Raw genomic sequence first — 9559 nt, forward strand, 5'->3', positions numbered from 1 at the left:
TATATGACAGAGGTGATACCATTTTTTATACTTTGTATGGCATGGGATATGCATCTAATTTTTGGCGTAATCCTTCCAATTTAGATGATGATTACGCATCGGATCCACTGAGTGGATACCCACAATTCAGACATGTAGCGAATGGAGATAAGTTTTATTGGGAATACTCAAATTATGCACCAGAATTAGCACTAGATAGGTATTGATATTATTTTTCTAGCATAGAACAATACAAACTCATAGAAGCAGGAGAATTTGTATATGGAAAATAGAAAAAGACTAAATTATTTGAATAGAACCATTGCTCATATATTTGTTATGTTTGTTTTCATGGCAAGTTGCTTTGTTTTTCTCCGGAGTATCAAAAGCGAGGCAGCGACTGTAAATCCGCTTAATTATATTACTAGTTGCAAACAAGTATCTTCAGAGGATTTTCTCAGAAACTGTGAGTCATATACCGGATCGGATATACTCATAAGAAATGTTTATATTTCCCAGATATTTGTTGATGATAATAAAGAATGGTATCACGGAATGACAGAAGAAGGCCATAGTATTGTTCTTATTGATGACCGAACTAATCAAAATGGACGAATTTTGGAAGGCGATACAGTAGATATTTATGGAAAAGGGCAAGGATTGACTACTGTGTCTATGCTTATTGGTGGAAATAAAAAAGTACCCCAAATTAAAGTTAAATATTTTGCTGTTGATGGAAATATAAGTATTAATACTACAAACATCGGTATAAAAAATGATGACCTGATAAAAATATATGGTTCGTATCCTTTTCATATTATAAACATTACTAAATGGGATAATTCTACCTTATATGACATTAGATTTTCCTCTGATAATGTAAAAGATATTAAAGCCAATTATGTGTATAATTCAGATATCGGTCTTTACGCTAACACAGAGTTTACTTTTAATAATACATATGCAACATTGAAATTTAATGCTTATGTCTATTGTGAGAATAGCGGAAGTGGTTGGAAACCAGCAACGGTGGAGTACTATAATTTCGAAGGTGTTGCTTTTAATGGATATGAAGGAGTGTGGTATCCTGAAGAAGCAAACCGTGAAGCAACTTATACTATATCATCTATGACAAACAATGGCGCTTATGTGGCTTATAGTTCTTTGGATAAAGAGGCATATATTCTTGACTGTAAATACATAGACTACTTGATGAATTCCGGGGTTATTTATTTAGGAAAATATATTAATGATATCAATATTCAATTAGATATTAATAATGGCAAAATATATAGCCATGGATATTATAATAAAGAAGGCCTAAATAATATCGGCAATAATTCTGATGACGGCGATGAATATATGGGCGAAAATTTCGAATCAGGAAATTATTATTCAACTCCAAATGGAATATATTATTCAGAAGACTATAGTGATGCAGAACCTATCGAAATTGATATATGGCAATCAGATTCTGATCCAGTGGGGTGTATTATAACATATGACATTTTCCTGGATAATAATGGATATCACCGTTTATGCAAGCTTTCTGATGATAAATATTATATTGAAGGAAATCCAGATTTGACATTAGTGTTTACGAAGCATGATGACTATGGTGATAATATGCCTGTATTCAGTGATTTTGAGACAACAGAGATCATTGGTTATTCTGATGTGTATTATACAGTTTCAATACACAAGGGAGATACTTATCTAGGATCATATAAACAGATAAGCATTGTTTATGAGTAAAATGTGAATGTTATCTTAGAAAACTAGAATTATACATCCAAGGACGATCACATAAGTGATAGCCCTTGGATGTTTTTATTATATATTCATGCTACTTTTTTTGCTTCCATTCCGCCATTCCCTGCAAATCTTTTCACAAAGAATCCAAACACATTGCGGACAAGCGGACCGGCAAAGAATATCTGCCAGCAAAGTGCCATGGGGAAGTTCATAGCTGTGGTCTGGAGCCATACTGCAACGAACTCAGCGCCTGCGTCCTTGAAAAGGATTGTAGCGACGAAACTCATTAGCGGACACATCAGACATACTGACATAGCTGAGATTGCAAGGATTATCATGATCATCGAATCTTTACCAGGAGTAACGAATCTAAATGCAAGCTTTTGGGCGAGTTTTCCGACGAAAAGAAGTTCTACTACTACTGCTATGGGCCACATGATCAGCATCTCTTTAAAAGCTGCAAGGAATATGAAATTCTGCATGCCGCCCACATTAAGGGAAATATTGTAGCAGATCATTGCATAGACCATGACAAATGCCATGAATAAAGTGAAAATTACATCCTGAAATTTGTTTTGCGGTAACATACCTGGGGGTTCTCCTTTCATTAAAACCAGGGGAAGACCTCGGGCGTGTTGTTCGTTTGCACCTTGCGGTGTTTCGTTTCCAATGTTACCAGCTCTACATCTTCTATAATTTTGTTCGACAAGCAGTGATTATAGCAGAAAAAATATTTTCATGTAATACTTTTTTTCAGCAGCTTCTTATAGGTTTAATTGATTACAACCCCCAAAAGATTGAGAAACTGATCTAACTATACTCCCACAAAGGAGTAACAGCTTTCCCCTGAAGATGCCCATATAGTCTTAGGAGGTTTGCTCCTGCTCCGGCAGCGCCGATGTACAGGCCTGTATATGTCTGAACATCAAAAGGATTAGTCCTGTCCCAATAGCCGTAGAAGCATCTACCCGTTTTTCCTTCAAAGGAGTCAGCAATAGTTCTCGCTGCACTTCTCCTGGCTACGTCCAGGTACTTCTCTTCTCCGGTTGTCTCATAAACATCCGTGAAATACTCGATAAGCCCGGGGACACCGCAGCAAGCGCAGTAACTGTTCCAAAGTCCCCATGAATTATATTCCGGAGCACCGGCCTTTATAATTCCTTCTGCGAGAGATTTATATACATCAAAATAGTGCGAATTGCCGGTTATTACATGTAACTTCTTAAAGAGCAGGGATGTTCCTGCAGGTCCATGGCAAAAGCCGATGTAGTATTTTCCCTTATAATCATCTGAATTCTCGCCGCCGTAGATATAGGGTATTAGTCTCGCGCCATCAAAATCATCTGCTATTTTTTCAAGAAACTTCGCGGTTTTCTCTGCTGTCTCGAGTTCCCAGTCCTTACCATCAACTTCATAAAGAGTTGCAAATATGAAACCAATACCGGATGTTCCGTGCGCAAAACCCGGATAAATACTGCCTTCCGGCATTCCTACTTTTCCAATCTCATTTGCCTTAAAATAAAGACCGCCTTCGCCATCATCTGATGCGCTTTTTGCTATATGAGCGGCATAATCCCTTGCAGCTTCAAGGAATTCCGGGTTGCCGCCGGCACGATACAGAGAAATAAAGTAGAGTACAAAACCGCCGTCACTGAAGACATCAGTATCTTCTGTCAGATATTTTCCATTCTCATCACTTTTACTTGCGGCCAGGATATCTCTGCCAAGTCTTTCGGCAAAACTAAGATATTTTGCATCTTTTTCATGCTGATAGTATGAAAGTGATAATACACCTGCTCCGGCGGGGCCTGAATAAACTCCTGTATGCCAGCCTGTTATAGGGAGAGAACTCCCCGGTGCACTTTCCAATTTTTCCAGATAAAAATCGCTGCCGGAGACATTGTTGGTCAGTTCATCAAGTATCCGGGATACCTCTTCCAAATACTTTTTATCACCGGTTACTTCATAAAGCCTTAAAAGAAAGATACCTGTTCCCGCAGAGCCCGAATACAGGCTATATTGCCCATGGACAGGGCCGCCGGTGTAGTCTACGGCTGATCCGGGATTGATTCTGTAAGAAATTCCGAGATCACCATCTATTCTGTTCGCTTCTATAAAATCATATATCTCAAGACTTGCCTGAAGATAATCAGCTTCTGCTATGTTCTCTGTTCCGCTTAATGTTCTTAGCCTTGGTCTCATGTCTGTAACTCCCGCTTATTACGATTACTTGTAAAGGTTAAGTGACATATACTTGGTTCCGTCGTCAGGTGCTATAACAACAATGTTTTTCCCCTTATTCTCCGGTCTTTCCGCGAGCTGTCTTGCAGCTGTGAAAGCTCCTGCTGCAGAAGATCCGAGGAACAGGCCATCCGTGCTTAAAAGTTCTTTCGCAGTTTCAGATGCCGTTACCGATGAAACCTCTATAACTTCGTCGTATTTGTCGGAAGACTCAAGCATGAACGGGGTTGTAAATCTCTCAGGAACATTTGAAAACGGTGCAACGCCGTCTATTGCGTCCTGTCCACTGTTTGCGCCAATTCTGGATGCTTCATCTGCCTGAACACCGACTATTTTAAGATCCGGGTTCTTTTCCTTTAGATATTTGGATGTGCCAAGTAAGGTTCCGCCTGTACCAACCATGGCAACGTAGATATCGACCTTACCATCTGCCTGCTCCCAGATTTCAGGGCCGGTGGTTCTGTAATGAGCTTCGGGATTATGCTCATTTTCCATCTGATTTATGAAATAGTAGCCGTGCTCTTCGCTATAATTACGAACGCCTTCGATGATTCCATCTATAGAAAGAGCATCATTATCCATCAGTTCTTTTATGCTTGGAATATCTGACTGCAGTGCAGGCTCAGCGCCATACGCCTTTAATATATCGAATCTCTCCTGGGATGATCCGTTTTCAAGAAAAGCCTTGAACTTATATCCTCTGGCAGCTGCAAAAGTTGCAAGCGCAATTCCTGTATTTCCGCTTGTAGCTTCAACAATTGTATCTCCGGGTTTGATCTTTCCTTCTTTTTCAGCTTCTATAAGCATGTTGAGCGCTGCTCTTGCCTTTATGCTGCCTGAAGCGTTGAACCATTCAAGCTTAACAAGGATGCTTGCTCCCAAATCATTTTTCTTTTCATACCTTACAGGCTCAAATAATGGTGTGTTTCCTACAAGTTCCTCTAAACTCTTTGTAATCTTAGCCATAACGTCATCCTCCGTGTTTTGCAAGAAGTATTGTTCTTTTTGTTATGGCTATTATGCACTGCCGCATAGAGACTTGTAAAAGACATGAACCTTATAGCTAAGCATAAACTTATCTTATATGCGGGTCTGATAGCTGCCGGGGCTAAATACCTGCACCTCTTCGCTGCCAAACAGCGCTTTTTCATCAAGGTCGAACGTATTGACCGTATTCTCTGCCTTTTCCGCGGCTGCTTTTACGGCTTCGCTCTGCTCCTGCTGTTCTTTTAGCTGCTTCAAATAATCACTGTCGTATTCTAGTACTTTTGCAAGATAGATGACGCCGGCAAGCTTTAGAACGTTACCGCTCTCATAAGCTATTTTTGCGTTTTCTTCTATTTTCTTAGTGGTTTCACTGCGCGGATATTTCTTTAAAACATCCACAGCCATAGGAAAATACGCCTCATCAACATCACAGAGGCAGTCAAACAGGAAGTCGATGCCCTCTATATTCTTGGGATTCCCAAGGACTCTCAGAAGTTCAACACCGTTACATACGCAATATTCGTTCTTATATTCCTTGAAATCAAGGTATCGTGAAAGCGGAACATCTTTGCGGTGGATGGCCTCAGCTGTTCGGTTTATTTCCTTGTCGGAATAAACTCTCTTAAAAATGGCTGTGTTAACTTTGCCATCTTCGGAAACAGGTTTAAGACGCTGGTTCTTATTGTTGTTCTGCCAATAGTTATGACTACTGCTGACGATGGCCTTTTCCCATAAATAGCGAACTCTCCCCCAATCCGCTTTGGACAGCTTTGATCTGGGAGTTTTTAGCGCATTGTTAAACTCCAATCCTGCTTTGGGAGGAACTGATTTGTAGTACTCTCCCCTATCTTTAAAATACGCCTCTATATCAGCGCTAATGAATGGAAGTCTTGCTTTTTTCGGAAGTTTAACTATCATTCCGTCGATTGTATATAGCTCGTTTTGTTTCTTGTTGTATCCACACAGAAGGTCTGTGGGAAAATAGCCACCAAGAATGCATACCCACTTATCACTTTTGCTTACCTTTATATAGCGGGATTTAAGGCCGCTTTTTTTCACATATTTGCTGAAGGTCTCTCTTTCAATCAGGTCTTCCGATTGGGCCTCTCCGAGCATTTTTGAAAAATGAGGGATTCTGCTGTATTCGGATATTATATGAGGATCTTTTGTTGATGTGGACGTCAGTTTGTCTAATTGGCGGGAATCACGATAGAGGCTGATTAGCAAAGGCGCCAGGAATATACTTGTTGCAATAACTATGCCGGTGTATATTACTGCATCTTCTGACGGAAATAGGGTCTCCAGTTTAATGATGATACAGCCTGTAATAAAAATGGACGCTACCAAATAGCCGGTAGCAAAAACACCATAGGCCAGTATAGCAAGCATCTTTTCAAACCAATTTCCATATTCAATTCGCTCATCTAAAAACCTAAACATTGTATTTCTACTTTCATAAAACAAATCTTACAGAGAAAAAGTATAACCTATCGACCCCCTTTTTTGAACGACGAAAACACAAATTGTTCACTTTGTATTAAGTCTCGTTTTAGGTTGGGGTGATATTCTTCGTTTGTCAGGAAACACAAAACACCTTTTTGAAGCAAGGAGAAAAACAATGAAAAGAATCGAAGTAAAGAAGCTTATTCCTTACGTATCTATAGCACTTATATGTATGACATTATCCGCTTGCGGACAGAACGCGGCGACTGCCGGCACAGCTGCGGAAGATGTTGCTATTGAAGCGACAGAACAGTTGCAGACTGAAGAAACCGAAACAATAGATGAGAACACATCTGATATACCTGAGAGTGATGCTCCGGAAAAAGCTGAAGGTGAAGTGCCCGAAAAGCCTGAAGGAGAAGCACCTGAAGGAGAAGCTCCCGGCGAGCCACCCAGTGGTGAGAAGCCCGATGGAGAAGCTCCCGGCGAGCCCCCGAGTGGCGAAAAACCCGATGGAGCGCCCGGAGGCGGATTTGGAGGCGGCGGAATGAGCAGTGCTGACATAGATTACTCAGGAGCTACCACCATCTCAAGCAGTGACTCGCAAGATGGTCAAACCTATGAAAGTACGACCGCTGACGAAAGCGCTCTTTTAATTGAGACCTCCGATGATGTGACCATCTCGGATGCAACTGTTAGTAAGACCGGTGATTCTGACGGTGGAGACAACTGCAATTTCTATGGACTTAACGCAGCTGTTCTGGTAAAAGACGGATCTACTACAACAATAACAGGTGCTACTATAACATCTGATGCAGATGGTGCAAACGGCGTATTTTCATATGGTGGAAATGGTGGCCAGAATGGCGCTGAAGGCGACGGAACAACTGTTATCATCTCGGATTCAACAATTACAACTACAGGAAATGGCTCAGGCGGTATCATGACAACAGGTGGCGGAGTTACAAAGGCTTCAAACCTCACAGTTGAAACCAGCGGACAGTCATCAGCTGCAATCCGCACTGACCGCGGCGGCGGAACAGTTACTGTTGATGGCGGAACCTATACAACTAACGGTCTCGGTTCACCCTCAATCTACTCAACAGCCGACATTACTGTTTCCAACGCAACACTTGTTTCCAATCTGTCAGAGGCGGTATGTATTGAGGGAATGAACTCTATCACCCTCGAAAACTGCGATATGACAGCAAATAACACACAGACTAACGGCAATGCCACATTTTATGACTCAATCATGATTTATCAGTCTATGTCAGGTGATGCAGACAGCGGAACTTCAACTTTTGATATGACAGGCGGCAGCCTTACAAGTGAAAATGGTCACGTTTTCCATGTGACAAACACTAACGCTGTGATCAACTTAAACAATGTAAAGATAACCAATAAGGATTCCGAAAACATCCTGCTCTCTGTCTGCGATGACGGATGGAGCGGAGCTGGCAATGTTGCGATTTTAAATGCAGAAAATCAGACCCTTGAAGGAACGATCCTCGTAGGTGACAATTCCACTCTCACACTCAATCTTACAGAGGGCTCAGAATTTACAGGTACTATCAGCGGAGAAATTACAAACTGTAAGGGCGACACTGTTTCAACAGAAGTAGGTGAGGTCAGTGTAAGTCTTGATGATAACAGCACCTGGACTCTTACAGCAGATACATACATCACTTCCTTCGATGGAGATGTTTCCAACATAGTAAGCAATGGATATACATTGTACGTAAACGGAACAGCGGTTAACTAAAGGAAACTGACAACAGCTCAGCCTATTATAAGGGCTGGGCTGTTTTTATTGAAACCGGCCTTTTTGATATGCTACTATGAATGTTGATTCACCAAAAACAAGACGAGGTGCGGAAAAAACATGAAAACCGGGATTGTGATGGAGGGCGGGGCTCTCAGAGGGCTCTTTACATGCGGTGTTATAGATGTTCTTTTGGAAAATGGAATAAACTTTGACGGAGGTATCGGAGTATCCGCCGGTGCCACTTTTGGCTGCAATATAAAGTCCAAACAGATAGGCAGACCTTTACGATACAACAAGAAATATGCGGCAGATAAGCGCTATAAGAGCATTTCGTCCTGGATAAAAACCGGAGATCTTTTCGGAGTCGATTTTTGCTACAATGAACTGCCCTTTAAGCTGGATCTGTGGGATGATAAGACCTTCACGGAAAATCCGATGGAATTCTATGTGGTTGCAACAGACGTAGAAACCGGTGAGGCCGCATATCACAAGTGTTATGACGGGCTTTCCGAGGATATCAGATGGATTCAGGCCTCTGCCTCTATGCCGCTCGCATCAAGAATCGTAGAGATAGATGGCAGAAAATACCTTGACGGAGGAACTGCCGACTCCATCCCGCTTAAGTTCATGGAAGATGAGGGCTTTGACCACATTCTTGTAGTGGAGACACAGCCCTATGAATATGTAAAGAAAAAGCAGGATTTTATGTGGCTCATAAAGCGCGTATACAGACATTATCCTAAATTCATAGAGGCAATCGAAAACAGATATATTATGTACAACGAAGAGAAAAAGTATGTACGTGAGCGCGAAAAAGAAGGAAAGGTTCTGGTGATAAGACCGAAGGAGCCTCTCAATATAAAGCCTCTCGAGAAAGATCCGCAGGAACTTGACCGGGTTTACAATGCCGGCAGAGATGCTGCTAATAAGCTCCTTTCAAAAGATACATGGTTAAAAGGGAATGCTTTCTAAGCACTTCTAATTTACGTTGCTTCTGCCCTTTTCAGAGAATGCACACACAATCATAGCACCAATTAGCGCCGTGATTCCTGATACCAGGAGCATTCCCGGGACATTTATCATATCAAGCAATTTTCCACCTAAAAGGCTCCCTATCAGGCCACCCATTGTTACAGTCATGTTCATGAGAGACTGTCCCATAGAAGATAAACACTGGAAAAACCAAATAATGCTGCAAAGCTTCCCCAGAACAGCCCCTGTATTAAGCTATAGTGCGCCGTCGGCCTGATATTCATCAGCTAATCATCCCCTCTGAAAATAGTTGAAAATTACATATCAGATACTCTCCTATAAATTATGATGTATCAGCGAGAAAACTCCTTCCGACATAGTCGGTGGGGGATGAATCGCTGACCCTCAGCGCTT

At 41.5% G+C, this 9559-nt stretch carries 9 protein-coding genes; 4 read left to right on the forward strand and 5 right to left on the reverse strand.

Annotation, left to right across the window (positions count from 1 at the left end):
- Together BMW61_RS22325 and BMW61_RS21100 are read left to right on the forward strand one after the other, a co-directional pair.
- On the forward strand, nt 1–206 hold a 206-nt coding region (locus tag BMW61_RS22325), incomplete at its 5' end, for a hypothetical protein (protein WP_207650210.1).
- 55 nt (nt 207–261) lie between these two features.
- Nucleotides 262–1734: a hypothetical protein gene (locus BMW61_RS21100; RefSeq protein WP_091825968.1), complete on the forward strand. Its 1473-nt coding sequence runs from the start codon at nt 262–264 to the stop codon at nt 1732–1734.
- Nucleotides 1735–1820: 86 nt separating this feature from the next.
- Here BMW61_RS21100 and BMW61_RS21105 read toward each other — a convergent pair whose 3' ends face one another.
- The 4 genes from BMW61_RS21105 to BMW61_RS21120 form a co-directional block, all read right to left on the reverse strand.
- On the reverse strand, nt 1821–2321 hold the full coding sequence (locus BMW61_RS21105) for a DUF2798 domain-containing protein (RefSeq protein WP_091825971.1): 501 nt from the start codon (nt 2319–2321) through the stop codon (nt 1821–1823).
- A gap of 223 nt (nt 2322–2544) precedes the next feature.
- Nucleotides 2545–3936: a lanthionine synthetase LanC family protein gene (locus BMW61_RS21110; protein ID WP_091825973.1), complete on the reverse strand. Its 1392-nt coding sequence runs from the start codon at nt 3934–3936 to the stop codon at nt 2545–2547.
- A gap of 24 nt (nt 3937–3960) precedes the next feature.
- Nucleotides 3961–4941 carry a PLP-dependent cysteine synthase family protein gene (locus BMW61_RS21115; protein ID WP_091825976.1) on the reverse strand — a complete coding sequence of 327 codons (981 nt, stop codon included), beginning with the start codon at nt 4939–4941 and terminating at the stop codon, nt 3961–3963.
- Between the two features lie 114 nt (nt 4942–5055).
- A complete protein-coding gene (locus BMW61_RS21120; protein WP_139176510.1) occupies nt 5056–6402 on the reverse strand; it encodes a hypothetical protein in 1347 nt (448 codons plus the stop codon).
- 178 nt (nt 6403–6580) lie between these two features.
- Here BMW61_RS21120 and BMW61_RS21125 point away from each other — a divergent pair, with 178 nt between their 5' ends.
- Together BMW61_RS21125 and BMW61_RS21130 are read left to right on the forward strand one after the other, a co-directional pair.
- Nucleotides 6581–8170, forward strand: a complete 1590-nt coding sequence (locus BMW61_RS21125; RefSeq protein ID WP_091825981.1) for an autotransporter outer membrane beta-barrel domain-containing protein — start codon at nt 6581–6583, stop codon at nt 8168–8170.
- Nucleotides 8171–8290: 120 nt separating this feature from the next.
- Nucleotides 8291–9145, forward strand: coding sequence for a patatin-like phospholipase family protein (locus BMW61_RS21130; protein ID WP_091825984.1), 855 nt, complete (start codon nt 8291–8293; stop codon nt 9143–9145).
- Nucleotides 9146–9151: 6 nt separating this feature from the next.
- On the opposite strand, the gene BMW61_RS22250 is transcribed toward BMW61_RS21130, so the two are convergent.
- Nucleotides 9152–9319 carry a hypothetical protein gene (locus BMW61_RS22250; RefSeq protein ID WP_175475338.1) on the reverse strand — a complete coding sequence of 56 codons (168 nt, stop codon included), beginning with the start codon at nt 9317–9319 and terminating at the stop codon, nt 9152–9154.
- Nucleotides 9320–9559 lie beyond the last annotated feature (240 nt).

It is taken from the genome of Butyrivibrio sp. ob235, assembly GCF_900109475.1.
Lineage (GTDB): Bacteria > Bacillota > Clostridia > Lachnospirales > Lachnospiraceae > Butyrivibrio.

What these genes read in the sequence shown, in the direction of transcription:
- BMW61_RS21105 (WP_091825971.1), bottom strand. Translation starts at nt 2,321, where the DNA reads ATGTTACCGCAAAACAAATTTCAGGATGTAATTTTCACTTTATTCATG.
- BMW61_RS21110 (WP_091825973.1), bottom strand. Translation starts at nt 3,936, where the DNA reads ATGAGACCAAGGCTAAGAACATTAAGCGGAACAGAGAACATAGCAGAA.
- BMW61_RS21125 (WP_091825981.1), top strand. Translation starts at nt 6,581, where the DNA reads ATGAAAAGAATCGAAGTAAAGAAGCTTATTCCTTACGTATCTATAGCA.
- BMW61_RS21100 (WP_091825968.1), top strand. Translation starts at nt 262, where the DNA reads ATGGAAAATAGAAAAAGACTAAATTATTTGAATAGAACCATTGCTCAT.
- BMW61_RS21115 (WP_091825976.1), bottom strand. Translation starts at nt 4,941, where the DNA reads ATGGCTAAGATTACAAAGAGTTTAGAGGAACTTGTAGGAAACACACCA.
- BMW61_RS22250 (WP_175475338.1), bottom strand. Translation starts at nt 9,319, where the DNA reads ATGAACATGACTGTAACAATGGGTGGCCTGATAGGGAGCCTTTTAGGT.
- BMW61_RS21130 (WP_091825984.1), top strand. Translation starts at nt 8,291, where the DNA reads ATGAAAACCGGGATTGTGATGGAGGGCGGGGCTCTCAGAGGGCTCTTT.
- BMW61_RS21120 (WP_139176510.1), bottom strand. Translation starts at nt 6,402, where the DNA reads ATGTTTAGGTTTTTAGATGAGCGAATTGAATATGGAAATTGGTTTGAA.